The following is an 18,147-nucleotide window of genomic DNA, read 5'->3' on the forward strand; positions in this document are numbered from 1 at the left end:
TGACAATAGTTTTTTTTGGATTTACCAAACTTGAGATATCAGCGCCCAAAATCCGCGAGAAGAGACAATGGCGAACGCCGCAACCAGGGATCCCGAGCTTCGCCTGTCGGCTGCCGACATTGCCGAGGCCCTGATCCTGAAAATCCGCCAGGGCGACATCGTCGAGGACGACGCGCTGCCCACGGAGCGCGATCTGTGTTCGCAGTTCGATGCCTCGCGTCCCACCGTGCGCGAGGCGTTGGCGCTCGTTCAGCATCGCGGATATCTCGATGCGGGCGGCGGTCGCCGGCCGCGCGCACGGCGGCCCGTCCTGGCCGCCGTCCTGCGCGACGCGGGCGGGACGATCCGCGACATACTGGGCGACGAGGAGTCCAACGCCCATCTGGAGCAGATGCGCAGCTTCATCGAGGTGGGCGCTGTGCGCGAGGCGGCGATCCGCGCCGGAACGGTCGAAATCGCCCGCATACGCGCCGCGCTCGAGCGCAACAGAACCGCTGTCGGCACGCCGGCCTTCGCCGAGACCGACATCATGTTTCACCGGGCCATCGTCGCCGTGGCCGGCAATCCGGTCATTCTCACGCTGCACGACATGTTCGTCTCGGAAATGCTGGCGGTCCGGCCCAGCGAGCGCGACCCGGCCGCGCATGACCGGATCGTCTACGACGAGCATCGCGCCATCTTCGACGCGCTGATCAAGGGCGAGGTGCACGCGGCGATCGATGAAATGGATCGCCACCTGGCGCGGTCCTTCAGGGATCGCCTGTCGCGCCCCGGACCGGCCTGAGGTTGCTACGACAGAAACGACATCGTCAATGGAGGAGATTTACAGATGTTGAAGAATATCCTGGCCGGAACGGCCATGCTCGCGCTGCTTATGGGTGCGGCATCCGCCCGCGAACTTACCATGGGTTCGCAGGACAACGAGAATTCCAACCTTTACAAAGGCATGGTCGCGTTTCAGGAGAAATTGGCCGAGGTCTCGGGCGGCGAACTGACCGCCAAGCTGTTTCCGGCCTCGCAGCTCGGCGACTTCAAGGCCATGGTCGCCATGATGCAGGCCGGTGAACTGGACATGACGACGACGGGCTATCCCGACATGTCTTATGTGATCCCGGAACTCACCCTTGTCGGCGCACCCTATGTCGTCGAGGATTTTTCCCATCTTCAGAAGATCGTCGCCGGACCCTGGGGACAGAAGATGGACAAGGAATTCGAGAAGCAGGGCGTGAAGGTGCTCGATCTCTGGTACTACGGCACGCGCCAGACCACGGCGAACCGCCCCATCGAAAAAATGGAAGACATGAAGGGTCTGCGCATGCGCACGCCCAACGTTCCGTTTCTGATCGCCTATGCGGAGGCCGTTGGCGCCACCCCGGCGCCGGTCGCCTTCGCTGAAGTCTATCTGGCGCTGCAGACCAATCAGGTGGACGCCGAGGAGAACCCGCTGCCGACGATCGAGGCAATGAAGTTCTACGAGGTGCAGAAGGCGATCGCCATCACCAACCATTTCATCGCGTCGCAGGCAATCCAGATCTCGCTCAAGACCTGGGAGGGCCTTTCGGAGGAAGAACGCGGCTGGGTCATGGAAGCGGCGAAAGCCGGCGGCGACGTCAATGACGCATTGACGACCAAGGCGGAAACCGACCTGCTTGCCAGTTTCGAGGAGCGCGGGCTGACCATCACCCATCCCGACCTCGAGCCGTTCCGCAAGGCCATGCAGGGATATTACGACACGCTCGAGGAAAAGTTCGGCGAGGGTTCCATCGCCGCGGTCACCGCCAACTGAGACGTGAGGCGCTCGTCACCGCACGAGCGCCGCTTTTCCGGTAATGTTCATGCGACCACGGTCCATCCACAGCCCCGAGGGCATCGCCGCGACGATCATCTTCGTCGTGCTGATCGCGGTTCTCGTCATCCAGATCCTTGGCCGGACGCCGCTGTTCGCCGGGCCGGTCTGGACCGAGGAACTGGCCCGCTGGCTGTGGGTCTGGATGGCGTTCGTCGCCATCGGCGAAGCCGAGCGCACGAACAGCCAGCTCAGGATGGACATTCTGGTCGGCTTCGTCGGGCCGCGGGCCAGACGCTGGCTCTTCACCATCATCGACCTCGTTTATCTCGGGATCATGGCGCATCTGGTCTGGATCGGCTTCAAGACCGTCCTGCGGACATGGAACAATGCTTCCGTGACACTGCCGGTGCCTGACGGGATGCTCTATCTCGCCGCTTTCATCGGGCTGGTTTGCGTGCTGATCCGCATCGTCTTGCGGCTGATCGGCATTGGCCGGCGCGGCGGCGAGGGGATCGTCCTATGATCCTCGCGACCGTGGGGCTCGGCTGGCTGCTGCTGGTTCTGGTGGGCGTCCCCATCGGCGTGGCGATGATCTTCGTCTCGATGGGCTATTTCTACTGGTCGGGCATGGGCGTCATGTTCGCCGTCCAGCGCATGGTCGACGGGCTGAATTCCTTTCCGCTTCTCGCCGTCCCGCTGTTCATTCTCGCGGCCGCCATCCTGAACTCCGCCGGCATCGCCAACCAGCTTTTCGGCTTTGCCCGTGCGCTGGTCGGCCATCTCACCGGCGGGCTCGGCCACGTCAACGTGCTGGCGTCGCTCTTCTTTTCGGGCATGTCCGGTTCGGCCATGGCCGACGCCGGCGGGCTTGGAAAGATGGAAATCAACGCCATGCGCCGTGCCGGGTACGACGACGCGTTCGCTGGTTCTGTAACGGCCGCCTCCTCGATGATCGGCCCGCTCGTCCCGCCATCGATCACCATGGTTCTGTACGGGGTCATCTCGAACACGTCGATCGGTGCGCTGTTCCTTGGCGGCGTGGTGCCGGGCGTTCTGTGCGCCGTTGCGCTGATGATCATGGTCTGGCTCATCGCCCGCAAGAGGGCATATCCGACGGATCCACGCGCCACGCTCGGCCAAATCGGCCGTCTCTTCATCCGCTCGCTGCCGGCCCTCCTGACCCCCGCGGTGATCGTCGGCGGCATCTTCACCGGCTACTTCTCGCCGACGGAAGCGGCCGCCGTGACGGTGATCTATGCCCTGCTGATCGACCTGGTGTTCTACCGCGAACTGACCTTCCGAAGGCTTTGGGATGCCCTCTACGAAACCACGGCCACGTCCGCGGCCATCGCCACGATCATCGCCGGCGTCAGCCTGATGGGTTACGTGCTGGCGCGCGAACAGGCGCCGCAACAGATCGCCCAGCTCTTTCTCTCCATCGCCGATGGGCCGATCATGTTCCTGATCGCCGTGAACCTGATGATCTTCGTTCTCGGCGCGTTCATCGAAAGCCTGGTGATCCTTTTGATCGTCGTTCCGATCCTGGTTCCGATCGCACTCGGCTTCGGCATCGACCCGGTGCATTTCGGGATCATCGTCGTTCTCAACCTGATGATCTCCATCCTCACCCCGCCCATGGGCATGGCGTTGTTCATCGTCGCGCAGGTCGGCGATATTCCGTTCCAGCGGCTGGCGGTGGCGATCCTGCCGTGGCTGATCCCGCCAATCGTCGTGCTGATCCTCGTCTGCGCGTTCCCGATCCTCGCCACGGGCCTGCCGAGCCTGATGAAGTAGCACTACAGTTGCGATGTACCGCGGCGTTCCTTCGCGCTCCCCTCTGCCCTGCCGGGCATCTCCCCCGCAGGTGGGGAGATTGGCTGTCATGGCCGACTTCGCCAGTCTTCGACCGCGAAAAATCAGGCGAAACGTCAATGAAGAGATAATCTCCCCCCTTGAGGGGGAGATGCCCGGCAGGGCAGAGGGGGGCGCGAAGGAGCGCGACTCCAAATCGCAACTGAATCAGACCGGTTCTTCCGCATTCATGCGGATGTCAGGTGTTTCCACCTGACTGCAACTCTAATCCCGCAACACGGCCAGCCGCTCGGCCTCCCAGCTGATCCAGAGCAGGTCGTCGGCGATCTGCGTTGCGTTGCCGGCGTCCATATAGGCGCGGATGACGGCATCTTCTTGCTCGCCGATGCGGATATCGAGGGAGGTGCGGCTTCCCTTGAACAGCCGGCTGACGACGCGTCCCTCGATGGCGGTCCGGCTGGCCGGCTTCTTCGGATGGCAGATCACGTTTTCCAGCCTCAGCGAAGCCGTGACATGGTCGCCTTCCGATGGCTGGTGATCATGCGCCGCGCCGCGCACGTCCACGCCGTTCCAGTCGATGACGATCGCGCCCTTGTCGCGCCCGCGCACCTTGCCCTCGATCAGATTGGTCTCGCCGATGAACTCGGCCACGAAGCGGCTCGCCGGGCGGAAATAGAGATCCTCCGGCGTGCCGGACTGCTCCACCTTCCCGCTGTTCATCACCACGATGCGGTCCGACATGGTCAGCGCCTCTTCCTGGTCGTGCGTGACGAAGAAGAAGGTCTTGCCGGTGCGCTTCTGAATGTCCTTGAGCTCGATCTGCACCTGGCCGCGCAGCTTGGCGTCGAGCGCGCCGAGCGGCTCGTCGAGCAGAAGCAGCTTGGGGTCGGGGGCGAGCGCCCGGGCCAATGCCACGCGCTGGCGCTGGCCGCCGGAAAGCTGGTCGGGCGTGCGGTCGCGGAACCCGGAAAGCTGCAGGAAATCGAGCAGCTCGTCCGTTCGGCGTTCGATCTCGGGGCGGGACTTGCCTTTCAGCTCCAGACCGAAGGCAACGTTCTGTCCGACGGTCATGTGCGGAAACAGCGCGTAATCCTGGAACACCATGTTGACGTTGCGCCGGTTGGGCGGCTGGCGGGTCACGTCAACGCCGTCGAGGACGATGCGGCCTTCATCGGGTGTTTCGAAACCGCCGAGCATGCGCAGCGTCGTCGACTTGCCGCAGCCGGACGGGCCGAGGAAGGTGACGAACTCGCCGGCCATGATCTTCATGTCCAGGCGGTCGACTGCGACGATGTCGCCGAAGCGCTTGGTGACGTTGTCGATGTGGACGATGGTGTCCTTGTCGCCGTTCATTGTGGGGACCCTTTGTTCAGGCGCCGCATGGAACGCTCGGCCCACAGGCCGAGGATCGCGGTCATGATGAGGACGATGGTCGAGATGGCGTTGATCTCCGGCGACATGCCCGAGCGCAGCTTGGCGAAGATGAGCACCGGAAGGGTCGGCTGATAACCGCCGAGGAAGAAGGCGCGCACGAAGTCGTCGAAGGAAAGCAGCATGCAGAAGATGCCGGCTCCGACCAGCGCCGGTTTCAGATAGGGCAGTGTCACGCGGAAGAAGGCGACGATGCTGTCGGCGCCGAGATCGCGCGCCGCCTCGATGTGGCTCTTCGGCTGGGTCGACAGCCGCGCCATCACCACCAGCGCCACGAACGGCACGTTATGCACCGTATGTCCGAGGATGACGGCCAGCATGCCGGGCTCCAGCTCGATCAGCCGCGCAAAGATGCGCAGGGCGATCGCCGAGATGATGCCGGGAATGACCGCGGGCAGGCAGGCCAGCGCGAAGAGGATCGCCTTGCCGCGGAACTTGTTCGGCCCGAGGAAGGCCGCCATCCACGTGCCGATGATCAGCGACAGGAGGGTGGTCGCGATGGCGATCGCCATCGAATAGCCGAAGACCGACATGACCTGGGTGTCCTGCAGGACGGCGGCATACCAGTCGACGGTCCAGGCGCGGATGGGGAAGCCGATGAACTTCGAATCCTTGAAGCCCATCGTCACCATCAGCGCCAGGGGTACGAAGAGATAGATGACGAAGGCCCAGTAGATGACCGACATCAGGATGCGGGTGTGACGGGTCATCGCATCATTCCTTTCCCGCCACGGCCCATCAGTTTCAGGAAGAGTCCTGTCACGGCCAGCGTTGTGATCAGCATGATCGAGGAGAAGGCGGCGCCCATGGGCCATTGATCGCCGGCGACGTGGAAGAAGCCGGCGATGGTTTCGGCGAAGACCGTCGAGCGCGGCCCGCCAAGCAGCACCGGCGTGGCGTAGTAGCCGGTGGAGATCAGGAAGACGAGCGTGCAGCCCGACGCAATGCCTTCCCGCGACAGGGGCAGCGTGACACGGCGGAAGCGCGTCCACGCGCCGGCGCCCAGGTCGGCGGCGGCCTCCAGGTAGTTGTTGGGTATCTTCTCCAGCGCCGAATAGAGCGGCAGGAGCATGTAGAGCGCGGTCAGGTAGATGATGCCGACGCCCAGCGAGAACCCGGTGTACATGAACGGAATGGGCCGGTCGATCAGGCCGAGCGACTTGAGCACCAGATTGACCGCTCCGTTGTTGCCGAGCAGGATCATGATCGCGTAGGTGCGCACGATCTCGCCCACCCAGAACGGAATGAGCAGCAAAAGCAGGAACAGGAGCTGGTTCTTGCGCTTCACATGCTTGGCCAGGAAATAAGCCACCGGATAGGTGATCAGCAGGGTGATTGCGGTGAAGATGACGGAAAAGGCCAGGGTGCGAAAGAACGGAACGATAAACACCCGGTCCTGAAAGAAGGCCGCCCAGTTGGCCAATGTGAACTGCGGCTCATAGCCCACTTTCGGCGGATAGGAATCGAGGAAGCCGATCCAGAACATCTCGACGATCGGACCGAGATTGGCGAAGACGATCCAGAACAGCGGCAGGCTCGCAAGGATGACGAACTGGCGGCGCTGCGTCTTGAACAGCGCGCCCGATACCGCCTGATACGTGCCGTTCTGGAGCAAGGCGCCCCAGAAGGTCATCTTGCCGCCTGGCGCGGGCGTCTTTCGAATATCCGCCGTGTCGGTTTCTGCATGGGCCATAAGGTCAATCGCCTGCTAATCAATGCGCCGTCCTGGCGGCCGGCTTGTCTGCGCCGCGCTTGGGGGTGTTTCGGCTCGGCTGAGCGGGACAGGCCCGCTCAGCCGGCTTGTCGTCATGCGGCCTTGATTTCCTCGACCGCGGGATCGACGAGCTTGTATTTCATCTCGTTGGCTTCAGCGCGGAAGAACTGCAGCCCGGCCAGTTCCTCCTCGGTAAAGGAGGACGCCTTCTTCTCGAGATCGGAGAGATGCTGCTCGGCGCCCTTGTAGGTGGAGATGAAGCCGGACGACTGGGTCATCTTCGCGCCAACCTCGGGGTTGGCCAGCAAAGCATCGAGAAGCGTGTAGGCGTTGTCGGCATTGGGGGCATTGTTGGTGACGTTCAGCGTGTAGACGAAGCCGTAGGTGCCTTCCTTCGGAATCGTCATCGCCACCGGGAAGCCGTCCGTGATGAGCTTGGCGATCGGCCCGTTCCAGGCATGCGCGAGCATGATGTCCTGGTTGATGAACATCTGCTGCACCTCTGCCCCGGCGTCGTAATATTTGCGCACAAGCGGCTTCTTCTCGATCAGGAAATCGCGTGCTTCCTTGACGATCTCCGCGGCCCTCTCCGGATCGTCCATATAGGCCACCATGTTGCCGTCATAGCCCTTGTAGAGCATGACGACGGACATCATGTCCTGGATCGTGTAGGCGGTCTGGCCGGAGTATTTTTCCGAGAAGAGCACGTCCCAGCTCTTCACCTCGTCCGCGCCGACGACCTCCGTATTGTAGGCGAGGACTTCCGCGCCGGACAGGATCGGCGCGCCCCATTTGCTGCCGTTGATCGTCGCCCAGTCGCTTTCGGAATAGATCGGGTTGATGTTGCCCCAGTTCTTCAGGCGGTCGGTGTCGAGCGGCGCCATCAGATCCGAAGAGATGAACTGCAGGAAGCGGTGGCCGGCCACCGTGATGATGTCGACCGTCGGGTTCGGCGCCTCGGCCGCGAGCAGGTTGAACTGCTTGCCCTGGTCATCGACCAGCCGGATCTGGATCTGGATGCCCGTGTCCTTTTCGAACTCCGCCTTGAAATCTTCGGGAATGAAGTTGGCGTAGGTCCACACGTTGACGACGCCGGCGGCGCGCGCGGCGGTCGAGCGGAGATAGGCGGGGGCTGCAAGCAAGGCGGCCCCTGCCGCGCTGGTCTTGATGAACTGTCTGCGATTGCTGATGAATTTGGTCATCGGGTTAGCCCTCTTTCGGTTCTGCTTCTCTCGTCGGGTTGTTTGGTTTGTTCGACAGAGCTCTTTCCGGCTCCTGTGGCTGCGTGGAATTCAGGCTGGCTGCCCGTGTGGACGGTAGCCCTCGCGGGACAGAGACTTGAGGTCCGCAAGCGTCATCTGGTCCATCGCCAATGCATCCAGCAGTTCATTCTCGGCGAAGAAGTCGCGTCCGTACATTGCCGAGAATATCTCGACGCCGGAACGGTGCAGCTTCGCGTCGCGACCGGTCAGTTCGCCCAGTTTCACCGTCATCAACAGGCCGTAGGGCACATCCTCGGTGACGTAGCGACTGTCCGCGGTCGCCGGACCGGTGCCGCCACGGCCTTCCGCGTGCATCTGCTGGTTCATGTTCGACACGGTGTCGCGCGGCACGTGGAAGGACAGGTGGAAATGTTCGAAAATGGTGCGCACGGAAAGACCGAGCGCCTCGGCGATGGCCAGCCGCTCGCGGTCGAGCGCCTCCAGAAGCCGCCCGACATTCGGCGTGACGTTGAAGCCCTGGCCCCAGGTCTCGCCATGCTCCATGCGGGTCATGTTGCACAGCGCGATGCCCATATGGTTCTGCGGGTTGAGGTTGCTGAGCGCGATGGCGAGCAGTCCGTCGCGCTCGACGAAGCGGTCGCCGAACAGGCGCCGGCAGAGCGCAAGCCCCTCGCTGGAACGGCTTTCCGGCACGGTGCACAGATCGATCTTGCTGCGCACCGTGTTGACGCTGGCTTCCACAAGGCTCGGCTGACGGCCGGTGGTGGCGGTCGTTCCCCAGGCGATGATCGGCACGATGATGCCGCGCGCGGCCAGCAGGCGCGAAAGATAGAGCGCGCCGAACGAGGCGTGCGAGGAGATGATGACCGCCTGATCGGCGCGGATATGCGGGGCGATCGCATCGAATGCATGCTTGTGGCCGTAGCCGGGCAGGGCGATGAGAACCACATCGGCGCCGGAAACGAGCTCCTCGGCCGTATGCGCGACACCGGGGCGGAAGGAGCCCTCGATGGCGCCGGTCGCAACGAGCGGTTCGCCCGCGGCCAGCCGTTTCGTGCGTTCGCCGGAGGGCGACCACAGGATCGGGCTGTGGCCCGATTGCTCGAGAAACGCGGCGGCGCCAAAGGCAATGGCCCCGGCCCCGACAATCCCGACACGCAATTTACTGTCTGCCTTACTCACGACGCTCTGCCCCAAAACCTGTCTGTCAATCTTCGATCACCGGATCACCAAGCGTGTGCATCAGCCGGTTGGCCCAGCCGAACAACGAGGCGGAGAGAATGAGATCGAGGATCTCGTCATCTTTCAGCCCCGCGGCACGCAGTGCCCGCATGTCGTCTTGCGTTGCTTCGCTCGGAGCCCTGGAGAGCTTCGCCGCGAAGATGAAGATCGCCTTCTGGCGCTCGTCGAGTTCCGCGCCCTCGCCATCGGCGAAGACGCGTTCCATGACCTCTTCGTCCTTGGTGAGCTGGTTGTAGCGGCTCGCATGGACCGCCGCGCAATAGACGCAGCGGTTGACCACGGAGGCGCCAACGGCGCTCAGTTCGCGTTCGGCGCGCCCCATGCCGCCGCGATTGTACATGATCGCGTTGAACAGCGGTGTGCGCACCTTCAGCGTCTCGACGTCATTGGCGAGTACCAGAACGTAGTCGGAAACCTTGGTGTTGGACGGCGTCACCTTGAGTGCGTCGAGCTGCTCGGGGGTCGCTTCATTGAGCTTGATCGGACGGACGCGCGGGCGCCAGCTGGGGATTTGCGTGGTGAACTCGTGGATGATGGTGCTCATGCTGTCGCCTTCATCAGCTTGAGGCCGGCAATCACGCGGATCTGGTAGGCCAGGAATGCGTTGAGTTCGGAGAGGCGCACGATGTCCGCATCCGAAACGCCGGCGGTCTTCAGCGTCTCGATGTCGGCGGCCGTCGTGTCGCGCGGATGCGTGGACACGAGATCCGTGTAGGCGACGAGCGCCGCGCGCCGGGCGTCGCCTTCGCCCTTGCGCGCGGGATCGGCCAGCGCCGCCACATCTTCATCGGCTGCGATCTCTTCAAGCCGCGCCAGATAGTGAACCGCCAGGTCTTCGTCGGCGTTGAGGCGCGCAATGCGGGCGGCCAGCGCGGCCCGCTCGCCGTGGGATATCCCGCCGGGATCGGCCGGCCTCAAGGCGGCGTCATGGGTCGCCTGCGTCATGGCCATGATGTCGGCGCGGCCTTCCAGCGCGTCGCGGACCGGGCCGCTGTCGGCCGCATGGGCCTGCGTTATCACGATGTCGTTCGGCGAAAGCGCGCTCATGCCGTTGTTCAGCTCCCAATCTGATAGGTCGGCACGAGAATGGCCGCGCCGGCGGTGTCTTCGAGTTCGGTTTGCGTCCACTCGTCACCGAGCAATTCCGGCTTGTCGTAGTCGAGCATCCCCTGCCAGTGACGCTCCACGTCCTCGCCATAGAGTTTGGCGGCTATGGCGGAGGCGAGCCACCTGGCGCCCTCGCTGATGCCGGGGATATCGCCGGAGACCTTGCCGAGGCTCGCCGATGCGCCGTAGTTGAAGCAGTAGATGCTCGACAGCCACGGGGCATTGCCGGGCGTGCGCTCGGCAAACGAGAAGTCGGGGTTGAGGTAGGGGAAATTCGCCAGTTCGCGGTTTTCCTCTCCGGCGGGCGGTGTGTAGCGATCGCCCCACAACAGGATCTCGCCCGCTGCCTTGCCGAGTTCGGTGCGCGCCAGCGGATCGACGGTGAAGCCCGTGCCGAGGATGAGAAAATCGGTGCGCAGGGTCTTTCCGGTCGTGGTCTCGATCACCACCTCTTCGCCGTCGTGCGACACGCGCGCAATTCCTTGGCCGAAGTGGAAAAAGGCGTTCTCATGCCGGCTGACACGCAAGGTCGAGCCGCGCGGCGAGGGGGTCTGCGTGGCAAACGAATATTGCATGAAGCGCCACCGCCAGGCGTCCGGCAATTCACCATAGCCGGCGGTGAAACCGAAGGAGCCGATGCCCATCATCTTGTTGATGGTCGGCATCTCCTTGCGGCGGATCAGGTGCCGCACTTCCTTTGCGCCCGCCTCGAGCGCTTCCGCTGAATTGTCGACCGCCGAGGCGCCGACGCCGATCACGACCACGCGCTTGCCCTTCAGGGCGGGGAAATCGATGTCCTCGGAGGAATGCGCCCAAAGGCGTTTCGGCAGGCCGGCGACAAAATCCGGGATGTTGGGGTGACCCGTGCCGTCGCGCCCCGTCGCCATGATGAACTTGCGCGTCAGGATCGCGCTTTCCTTCGCGCCGGAACCGGTGAGTTCGAGGCGCAGATAGCCGTCCTCCGGGGTCACGCTGGTGACCTCGACCTCATTCTCCACGGGAATGCCCAGCACCTTGCGGTACCAGATGAGGTAGTCCATCCACATGGGACGGGGGATCTTGTCGAGCGCTTCCCAGGCATCCGCACCGTGCTGCGCCTCGTACCAGGCGCGGAAGGTGAGAGGACCCATCCCGTAGGCCGGCCCAGGCAGGGTTTTGGGCGAGCGCAGGGTCTCCATCCGGGCATAGGTGACCCACGGGCCTTCGCGCCCTTCGCGATTGCGGTCGAAAATGCGCATGTTGCCTATGCCGGCCGTTCTGAGCGCAAAACCCGCGACGAGACCACACATGCCGCCGCCGATGATGACGGCATCATGCACCTTTTCGCCTTTTTCGCTGCGGCGTTCCGGCACCCAGTTGGCGGGCGGCAGGTTGAGGCATTCGAGATCGAAGCGAATGCGATCGGCCAGGGCATCCAGACCTTGCGCGGCACCGGGGGTGGGGCGGAACTGACAGGTCATGCTGATCCTCGGTGATGCTCTTGGCCGTCTGATGGAACATGCGCCACGGCGGGCGCCTGCTGATCCAGTGCCGGCGCGCCGCGGGACGGGTCGAGTATCTCGAGATCGGGAATGAGACGAAGCGCCTCGGCCTCGACAGCGTCGATCAGTTGCGCAACCAGCGGGCGCAGGGGGCGTGCGGCAGCGGCAACCGCCCCCCAATAGAACGGTACGGAGACATCGATCGGCCGGATCACCACGCCCGGCAGGGTGACCCCATAGGCGCTCACAGGATCGATGATCGATACGACGCCGGTCTTCTGCACGAGCCGCAGCGCGGAATAGGAAACATTGGTGCGGATCAACGGGCCCTGGCGAACGCCGTTTGCTTCCATCACCCGCGAAACCTGACGCTGGAAGCGTCCCGGATCGAGCATGGTCACGAACCGTCGTCCGGCGAAGGCGGCAAGCGGAACGACATCGTATTCGGCGAGCGGATCGCCCTCGGGCAGGGCGGCGACGTCGTTGGCCCGGTACAGGCGCACGATCTCAAGCCCCGGCACGTCCAGCGGCATGCTGGAGAAACCGATCTCCGCTCCGCCGGAACCCACTTCCTGCGCGACCATGTTCGGCAGGTACTGCGCGATCTGGATTTCAGAGGGCAGTTTGTCGACGGCGAAATCGGCCAGGGCGGCGGGGATCAGCCCGGTGGCTATCGCGGAGGTCGCAGCCACCCGCAGCGTGCGGCCCTTGCCCGCCGCGATGCTGCGGGCCCGTGCCGCCAGGCCGGACAGGGAGTTCAGAACCCGGCGCGCATCCTCTTCGAAAGCGATGCCTTCTTCCGAGAGCATGACCCGCCGTCCGGCACGCCGGAGAAGCGAAAAGCCGAGCTTGGCCTCGAGTTCCTGGATGGTTCGGGTCACCGATGGTTGCGAGCGCTGCAGAAGCATCGCCGCCTTGGTGATGCTTCCTGTTTCGGCCACGGCCAGAAAGGTCTGAAGGTCCCGCGTCTCCATTCAATATATGTTATACGAATGATTTGTGAGAATCCATCCAAAATTGACATAAATCATTGCATGCAAATCGAAGGGGTGCAGCACCCGCACCGGCGACCGGGTCGCCGGCGTCGAGGCCATGAAGACGAAAGCAGGGGAAAGTCGGTTCCGAGCGCGGCACGCGCCGCTGTCAGGCGCCCTTTTCGCTGTCCTCGAACAGGGCGACCACGGCGTCGCGCGCGACGGCGATGTGATAGCGCAGGGCCTCGCGCAGCTCCTCGGCGTCGCGCTTCTTCAGCGCATCCATGATCGGTTCGTGGGTTTCGGCCATGCGCTGCGGGTCGTCGTAGAGCTTGCCGATCAGCGTGATGCCGGCGCGCATCTCCATCGCCAGCTCGTCATAGGCCTTGATCATGCGGGCATTGCCGCTGGCCACGCACAGCATGCGGTGGAAAGCGAAGTCCTCGAAAATCTGCGTTTCGATGGAGGTTTGGTCGGCCGTTTCGTAAAGACGCCCGAGCTGCTTCTCGAGCGCCGCGATATCGGCTTCCGTTGCCCGTTCGACAGCCAGATATCCGGCGTGGAGTTCCAGGCCGATGCGCAACTCGTAGATGTCGCGCATCTCGGTGGCGCCGAAGGTGCGGACGGAGAAGCCGCGCCGCGGGCTGAAGGTGACAAGCCCCTGGCTTTCGAGCAGGCGCGCGGCCTCGCGCACCGGCGCCCGGCTGGTGCCGAAGTCTCGCGACAATTGCAACTCGGTCAACCGCGCCCCCGGCTTCAACTGGCCCGTCACGATCGCCGCGGTGATCTGCCGGGCGATCTGCGTCACCAGATCCGTCGTTGAAACTTCCGAGAAAACACTCACGGAAACCGCCTCCCAAAAACAAGCGCTCCCGACCTTGCGCGGCAGGGGCGAGCCGTTGCTTCGGCAGTATGACAGCCAACTTGACGATTGTCGACAATTGACAGTTTGCCGAGGCTGTGTTTGCCTGTGACAAACATGCACGGCTCTGAGGGGAGTCAATCGACAGACGATCAAACGCGCATCCCGGAGGGTCCACGCCCTTCGAGCGCGCAGCAGGCAGGGAGACCTTGATGAGCGTTCAGCCGCAGCTTGTCGCCGATACCGATACCGAACAGCCGCAGGAACGCATCGAGTTGGCCGCAGCATATCGGCTGGTCGCGCACTACCATCTCGACGACAGCATATTCACGCATATTTCAGCGCGCGCACCGCATGCGGAGGGTGAGCACGCCTTTCTCATCAATCCATTCGGCCTGCGCTTCGACGAAGTCACGGCGTCGAGCCTCGTCACCGTGGACATCAACGGCGATATCCTGCGCGACGATCACGGGGCCGGCATCAACAAGGCCGGTTTCACGATCCACAGCGCGGTGCATGCGGCGCGGCCGGATGTTCATTGCGTCCTGCACACGCACACGGTGGCGGGTGTCGCCATCTCCTCCATGCAAGAGGGCATCCTGCCGCTGAACCAGTGGTCGCTGCAGTTCCACAACCGGATCGCCTTCCACGACTATGAAGGCATCGCGCTCGATCTGGGCGAGCGTGAACGGCTGGTCGCGGATCTGGGCGACCGCAATGTGATGGTGCTGCGCAATCATGGACTGCTGACGTGCGGCCGCACGGTGGGCGAAGCCTTTGCGCTGATGTTCAACATGGAACGCGCCTGCCGCGCCCAGCTCGCCATCATGTCGTCCGGAGGCAAGCCGATCCGGATCGATGAAGCCCTCGCCGAAAAAACGGCACGCCAGTACGAGGGCTGGGACAAGCATCACACCGGCAATCGGCCGGACCCGCAATGGGAGGCGTTCCAGCGCCTCGCCATCAAGCATTATCCCGACCTCGTCATGTGAGGCACAAGCAAGAGCAAAGCCAACTTTCCGGCGTGGTCAAAGGAGAACGGCCTCTCGCCGGCCAGCAAAAAAGGGGAACGAAAGCCATGCTGAAACGACTGACAACACTCGCCGCGGCCCTCCTGGTCTCGACAGCGCTGCACGCAGAACCCGTCATGGGCGGCCGTGCCAATGTGGTGATCCAGCCCGAACCGCCAAGCCTGATGATGGGCCTGGTGCAGAACGGCCCGACCCAGATGGTCGCAGGCCAGATCTATGAAAGCCTGCTGCGCTACGACGAAGAACTGCAACCCATGCCGCAGCTTGCCAAGTCCTGGGAGGTGTCAGAGGACGGCCTCACCTATACGTTCAAGCTGCACGACAACGTCAAATGGCACGATGGCGAACCGTTCACGGCGGCCGATGTCGTGTTCTCGGCCGATGTCTTCCTGCGCGAGACCCACCCGCGCCTGCGCACCTCGCTCGAACATGTGGAATCGATCACCGCGCCCGACGACACCACCGTGGTCTTCAAGCTGAAAGGGCCTTTCGGCCCCTTCCTCGGCATTTTCGAGGCCGGCACCATGCCCATGGTGCCCAAGCACATCTACGAAGGCACGGACTACAAGAACAACCCGGCCAACAACACGCCGATCGGCACCGGTCCATTCAAGTTCACGGAGTGGGTGAAGGGCTCGCACATCCTGCTCACCAAGAACGCGGACTATTACGAGGAAGGCAAGCCGTATCTCGACGAGATCTATTGGCACGTCATCCCGGACGCAGCCTCGCGCGCCGTCGCCTATGAAACCGGCGTGGTGGACGTTCTGCCCGGCGGTTCGGTCGAGAATTTCGACGTGCAGCGCATCGCCGACATGGACAACACCTGCGTCACCGACAAGGGCTGGGAATATTTCGGCCCGCACTCCTGGATGTGGCTCAACAACCGCGAAGGACCGACCGCCGACAAGCGCTTCCGCCAGGCGGTCATGTACGCCATGGACCGGAACTTCGCCCGTGACGCACTCTGGAACGGGCTTGGCAAAGTCGCGGCCGGCCCCGTTTCCTCCTCGACCCGTTTCTTCACCGATGACGTGACGGCATACGACCACGATCCGGAGAAGGCGAAGGCGCTGCTCGCGGAGATGGGCTATGACGGCGAGACCGTACGCCTGCTGCCGCTGCCCTATGGCGAGACCTGGCAGCGCTGGGCCGAGGCCGTGAAGCAGAATCTCGACGAGGTCGGGATCAATGTCGAGATCGTCTCCACCGATGTGGCCGGCTGGAACCAGAAGCTGGCCGAATGGGACTACGACATGGCCTTCACCTATCTCTACCAGTACGGTGATCCGGCGCTCGGCGTCGCCCGCAACTACATTTCCACCAACATCGCCAAGGGCTCGCAGTGGAACAATGTGGAGGGTTACGACAACAAGGAGGTCGACGATCTCTTCGCCAAGGCGGCAGTGGCCGTGACGGCCGAGGAACGCCAGGCACTCTACACGCAAGTGCAGCAGACGCTGGTGGAGGACGTCCCGGCCGCGTGGCTGCTGGAACTCGGCTTCCCGACGATCTATCGCTGCAACGTGAAGGACCTCGTCACCACGGCCATCGGCGTCAACGACGGCTTCAAGGACGCCTATATCGAAAAATAGGCCGCCGGCCTGATCCGGATGCGCGGGCAGATGGCCTGCGCATCCCTGCTTTGGTTCTGATCCTGCAGGGGCTCGATGTTACGCTTCATACTCATGCGCCTGGGCAAGGCGGCGATCATCCTAGTCGCCATACTGACGCTCAACTTCTTCCTGATCCATGCCGCTCCCGGCGATCCGGCTGCCGTCATGGCGGGCGAGGCGGGCGCCGCCGACGCCAAGTTCATCGCCCAATTGCGCGAACAGTTCGGCCTCGACAAACCGCTTCTGACCCAGCTTGCCATCTACCTGAAAGGCGTGCTGCAGCTCGACCTCGGCTATTCCTACCGCCAGCAGATGCCCGTCGCGGACCTCATCTTTAGTCGATTGCCGGCGACGCTGCTTCTGACGATGACGGCCTTCGTCATCTCGCTGCTGCTCGGCACCGTGGCGGGCGTCCTGGCCTCGGCCCGCGTCGGCAAGTGGTCCGATACGGCGATTTCCACATTGGCGCTGCTCTTCTACGCCACGCCGCTCTACTGGGCGGCGCTTATGGCGGTGCTGCTGTTCTCCGTCTATTTCAACTGGCTGCCGGGCTTCGGCTACGAGACGGTGGGTGCGAATTACACCGGCTTGCGCCGCGTGCTCGACATCGGTCAGCACCTGATCCTGCCGGCCACCACGCTCGGCCTGTTCTTCATGGCGGTGTATATGCGCATGACGCGCGCTTCCATGCTCGAGGTCAGCCAGCTCGATTTCGTCAAGACGGCGCGCGCCAAGGGCCTCAAACCCTCGATCATCCAGCGCCGTCACATCTTCCGCAACGCCATGTTGCCGGTCGTCACGCTCGCCGGTCTTCAGGCCGGCCAGCTCGTCGGCGGCGCGGTGTTGACGGAAACGGTCTTCGCCTGGCCCGGCATCGGCCGGCTGATGTTCGAGGCGCTCGCCCAGCGCGACTACAATCTGCTGCTCGGCGTGTTCTTCGTCTCCTCCGCCATGGTGCTTCTGTTCAACCTCATCACCGACATTCTCTATCGGTTCGTTGACCCCAGAATCCGGGTGGCGTGATGGCTGATTTCTGGAACCGTTTCTCCCGCAACCGTGGCGCCGTGATCGGCCTTGCGCTTCTGGTCATCGTCATCCTCGTGGCGGTCCTGGCGCCGCTCCTGTTTCCGCAATCGCCATGGCGAATGGTGCAGCGGCCGTTCCTGGCGCCCTTCTCCATGGATCAGTATCCGCTGGGTACGGACGCGCTCGGCCGCGACGTGATCTCGGGCCTGGCCTATGGCGCGCAGGTCTCGCTTCTGGTCGGCCTCGTTTCGACGGTGGCAGCCCTTTTGATCGGCATTCCCATCGGCGCGCTCGCCGGCTATTTCGGCGGCTGGATGGACGACGCCCTGATGCGTTTCACCGAGTTCTTCCAGACCGTACCGAGCTTCGCGCTCGCCATCGTCCTGGTGGCCATCTTCGAGCCGTCGATCCAGTCGATCATCGCCGCCATCGCCATCGTAAGCTGGCCGCCGGTGGCGCGCCTGGTGCGCGGCGAGGTGCTGTCGCTGCGCTCGCGCGAATATGTGGAAGCGGCGATCCTGTCGGGGCAGACCAGCCTGACGATCATCCTGCGCCAGGTCCTGCCCAACACGATCTCCCCCATCATCGTGCTCGCCTCCCTCATGGTCGCGACGGCGATCCTTCTGGAATCGTCCCTGTCCTTCCTCGGGCTGGGCGACCCCAACATGATGTCATGGGGCTATATGATCGGCGCGGCGCGCACCGTCATCCGCCAGGCGTGGTGGCTGTCCTTCTTCCCCGGCGTCGCCATCCTGCTCACGGTCCTGGCGCTCAACCTGATTGGCGAAGGTCTCAACGACGCGCTCAACCCGCGCCTGGCGCGGCGCGGCAAATAGGAG

19 protein-coding genes are annotated in these 18,147 nt (G+C 63.5%); 9 read left to right on the plus strand and 10 right to left on the minus strand.

Translation table 11 applies throughout. From position 1 onward, the window contains the following. Positions 1–67: 67 nt before the first annotated feature. The 5 genes from AB843_RS11375 to AB843_RS26110 all read left to right on the plus strand — a co-directional run bounded on the left by AB843_RS11375 (position 68) and on the right by AB843_RS26110 (position 3,857). Positions 68–784 carry an FCD domain-containing protein gene (locus tag AB843_RS11375; protein WP_048646975.1) on the plus strand — a complete coding sequence of 239 codons (717 nt, stop codon included), beginning with the start codon at positions 68–70 and terminating at the stop codon, positions 782–784. Between the two features lie 45 nt (positions 785–829). Further along, a complete protein-coding gene (locus AB843_RS11380; protein ID WP_048646976.1) occupies positions 830–1,786 on the plus strand; it encodes a sialic acid TRAP transporter substrate-binding protein SiaP in 957 nt (318 codons plus the stop codon). Between the two features lie 49 nt (positions 1,787–1,835). Continuing rightward, on the plus strand, positions 1,836–2,312 hold the full coding sequence (locus tag AB843_RS11385; RefSeq protein WP_048647125.1) for a TRAP transporter small permease: 477 nt from the start codon (positions 1,836–1,838) through the stop codon (positions 2,310–2,312). Continuing rightward, complete coding sequence (locus AB843_RS11390) at positions 2,309–3,583, plus strand: TRAP transporter large permease (protein WP_048646977.1); 1,275 nt, start codon at positions 2,309–2,311, stop codon at positions 3,581–3,583. The genes AB843_RS11385 and AB843_RS11390 overlap by 4 nt, the downstream gene beginning before the upstream one ends. An 88-nt stretch (positions 3,584–3,671) precedes the next feature. Next, positions 3,672–3,857, plus strand: coding sequence for a hypothetical protein (locus tag AB843_RS26110; protein WP_048646978.1), 186 nt, complete (start codon positions 3,672–3,674; stop codon positions 3,855–3,857). An 8-nt stretch (positions 3,858–3,865) separates the two neighbouring features. Here AB843_RS26110 and AB843_RS11400 read toward each other — a convergent pair whose 3' ends face one another. The 10 genes from AB843_RS11400 to AB843_RS11445 form a co-directional block, all read right to left on the minus strand. Beyond that, entirely contained in the window at positions 3,866–4,954 is a 1,089-nt protein-coding gene (locus tag AB843_RS11400; RefSeq protein ID WP_048646979.1) for an ABC transporter ATP-binding protein, read from the minus strand. Beyond that, positions 4,951–5,742 carry an ABC transporter permease gene (locus AB843_RS11405; protein ID WP_048646980.1) on the minus strand — a complete coding sequence of 264 codons (792 nt, stop codon included), beginning with the start codon at positions 5,740–5,742 and terminating at the stop codon, positions 4,951–4,953. Before AB843_RS11405 ends, AB843_RS11400 begins: the two co-directional genes overlap by 4 nt. Next, positions 5,739–6,725 (minus strand): ABC transporter permease, encoded by a 987-nt coding sequence (locus tag AB843_RS11410; RefSeq protein WP_053086121.1) that lies wholly within the window; start codon positions 6,723–6,725, stop codon positions 5,739–5,741. The genes AB843_RS11405 and AB843_RS11410 overlap by 4 nt, the downstream gene beginning before the upstream one ends. Before the next feature lie 113 nt (positions 6,726–6,838). Next, entirely contained in the window at positions 6,839–7,948 is a 1,110-nt protein-coding gene (locus tag AB843_RS11415; RefSeq protein WP_048646981.1) for an ABC transporter substrate-binding protein, read from the minus strand. Between the two features lie 90 nt (positions 7,949–8,038). Then, on the minus strand, positions 8,039–9,130 hold the full coding sequence (locus AB843_RS11420; protein ID WP_048646982.1) for an NAD/NADP octopine/nopaline dehydrogenase family protein: 1,092 nt from the start codon (positions 9,128–9,130) through the stop codon (positions 8,039–8,041). Between the two features lie 46 nt (positions 9,131–9,176). Continuing rightward, entirely contained in the window at positions 9,177–9,755 is a 579-nt protein-coding gene (locus tag AB843_RS11425; protein ID WP_048646983.1) for a peroxidase-related enzyme, read from the minus strand. Continuing rightward, positions 9,752–10,258 carry a CMD domain-containing protein gene (locus tag AB843_RS11430; protein WP_053086122.1) on the minus strand — a complete coding sequence of 169 codons (507 nt, stop codon included), beginning with the start codon at positions 10,256–10,258 and terminating at the stop codon, positions 9,752–9,754. Before AB843_RS11430 ends, AB843_RS11425 begins: the two co-directional genes overlap by 4 nt. 8 nt (positions 10,259–10,266) lie before the next feature. After that, positions 10,267–11,778 (minus strand): NAD(P)-binding domain-containing protein, encoded by a 1,512-nt coding sequence (locus tag AB843_RS11435; RefSeq protein WP_048646984.1) that lies wholly within the window; start codon positions 11,776–11,778, stop codon positions 10,267–10,269. After that, positions 11,775–12,773 (minus strand): LysR family transcriptional regulator, encoded by a 999-nt coding sequence (locus AB843_RS11440; protein ID WP_082143790.1) that lies wholly within the window; start codon positions 12,771–12,773, stop codon positions 11,775–11,777. The genes AB843_RS11435 and AB843_RS11440 overlap by 4 nt, the downstream gene beginning before the upstream one ends. Before the next feature lie 169 nt (positions 12,774–12,942). Beyond that, positions 12,943–13,617 carry a GntR family transcriptional regulator gene (locus AB843_RS11445; protein WP_048646985.1) on the minus strand — a complete coding sequence of 225 codons (675 nt, stop codon included), beginning with the start codon at positions 13,615–13,617 and terminating at the stop codon, positions 12,943–12,945. 230 nt (positions 13,618–13,847) lie between these two features. On the opposite strand from AB843_RS11445, the gene AB843_RS11450 reads away from it, so the two are divergent. From AB843_RS11450 to AB843_RS11465, 4 genes are all read left to right on the plus strand, one after another. Beyond that, entirely contained in the window at positions 13,848–14,627 is a 780-nt protein-coding gene (locus tag AB843_RS11450; RefSeq protein WP_048646986.1) for a class II aldolase/adducin family protein, read from the plus strand. Between the two features lie 86 nt (positions 14,628–14,713). Then, on the plus strand, positions 14,714–16,261 hold the full coding sequence (locus AB843_RS11455; protein ID WP_048646987.1) for an ABC transporter substrate-binding protein: 1,548 nt from the start codon (positions 14,714–14,716) through the stop codon (positions 16,259–16,261). Between the two features lie 75 nt (positions 16,262–16,336). Further along, the gene (locus AB843_RS11460) at positions 16,337–17,305 is read left to right on the plus strand and encodes an ABC transporter permease (protein WP_048646988.1); all 969 of its coding nucleotides are present in this window, start codon (positions 16,337–16,339) and stop codon (positions 17,303–17,305) included. Continuing rightward, a complete protein-coding gene (locus tag AB843_RS11465; RefSeq protein ID WP_048646989.1) occupies positions 17,305–18,144 on the plus strand; it encodes an ABC transporter permease in 840 nt (279 codons plus the stop codon). The genes AB843_RS11460 and AB843_RS11465 overlap by 1 nt, the downstream gene beginning before the upstream one ends. Positions 18,145–18,147: the final 3 nt, after the last annotated feature.

Origin of the sequence: Nitratireductor soli (genome assembly GCF_001050155.1) — a bacterium.
GTDB lineage: Bacteria > Pseudomonadota > Alphaproteobacteria > Rhizobiales > Rhizobiaceae > Nitratireductor > Nitratireductor soli.

Coding starts and splice junctions, on each gene's coding strand:
- AB843_RS11405 (WP_048646980.1), bottom strand. CDS start 5,742: ATGACCCGTCACACCCGCATCCTGATGTCGGTCATCTACTGGGCCTTC.
- AB843_RS11430 (WP_053086122.1), bottom strand. CDS start 10,258: ATGAGCGCGCTTTCGCCGAACGACATCGTGATAACGCAGGCCCATGCG.
- AB843_RS26110 (WP_048646978.1), top strand. CDS start 3,672: ATGGCCGACTTCGCCAGTCTTCGACCGCGAAAAATCAGGCGAAACGTC.
- AB843_RS11450 (WP_048646986.1), top strand. CDS start 13,848: ATGAGCGTTCAGCCGCAGCTTGTCGCCGATACCGATACCGAACAGCCG.
- AB843_RS11410 (WP_053086121.1), bottom strand. CDS start 6,725: ATGGCCCATGCAGAAACCGACACGGCGGATATTCGAAAGACGCCCGCG.
- AB843_RS11385 (WP_048647125.1), top strand. CDS start 1,836: ATGCGACCACGGTCCATCCACAGCCCCGAGGGCATCGCCGCGACGATC.
- AB843_RS11425 (WP_048646983.1), bottom strand. CDS start 9,755: ATGAGCACCATCATCCACGAGTTCACCACGCAAATCCCCAGCTGGCGC.
- AB843_RS11440 (WP_082143790.1), bottom strand. CDS start 12,773: ATGGAGACGCGGGACCTTCAGACCTTTCTGGCCGTGGCCGAAACAGGA.
- AB843_RS11460 (WP_048646988.1), top strand. CDS start 16,337: ATGTTACGCTTCATACTCATGCGCCTGGGCAAGGCGGCGATCATCCTA.
- AB843_RS11435 (WP_048646984.1), bottom strand. CDS start 11,778: ATGACCTGTCAGTTCCGCCCCACCCCCGGTGCCGCGCAAGGTCTGGAT.
- AB843_RS11380 (WP_048646976.1), top strand. CDS start 830: ATGTTGAAGAATATCCTGGCCGGAACGGCCATGCTCGCGCTGCTTATG.
- AB843_RS11455 (WP_048646987.1), top strand. CDS start 14,714: ATGCTGAAACGACTGACAACACTCGCCGCGGCCCTCCTGGTCTCGACA.
- AB843_RS11465 (WP_048646989.1), top strand. CDS start 17,305: ATGGCTGATTTCTGGAACCGTTTCTCCCGCAACCGTGGCGCCGTGATC.
- AB843_RS11390 (WP_048646977.1), top strand. CDS start 2,309: ATGATCCTCGCGACCGTGGGGCTCGGCTGGCTGCTGCTGGTTCTGGTG.
- AB843_RS11375 (WP_048646975.1), top strand. CDS start 68: ATGGCGAACGCCGCAACCAGGGATCCCGAGCTTCGCCTGTCGGCTGCC.
- AB843_RS11400 (WP_048646979.1), bottom strand. CDS start 4,954: ATGAACGGCGACAAGGACACCATCGTCCACATCGACAACGTCACCAAG.
- AB843_RS11415 (WP_048646981.1), bottom strand. CDS start 7,948: ATGACCAAATTCATCAGCAATCGCAGACAGTTCATCAAGACCAGCGCG.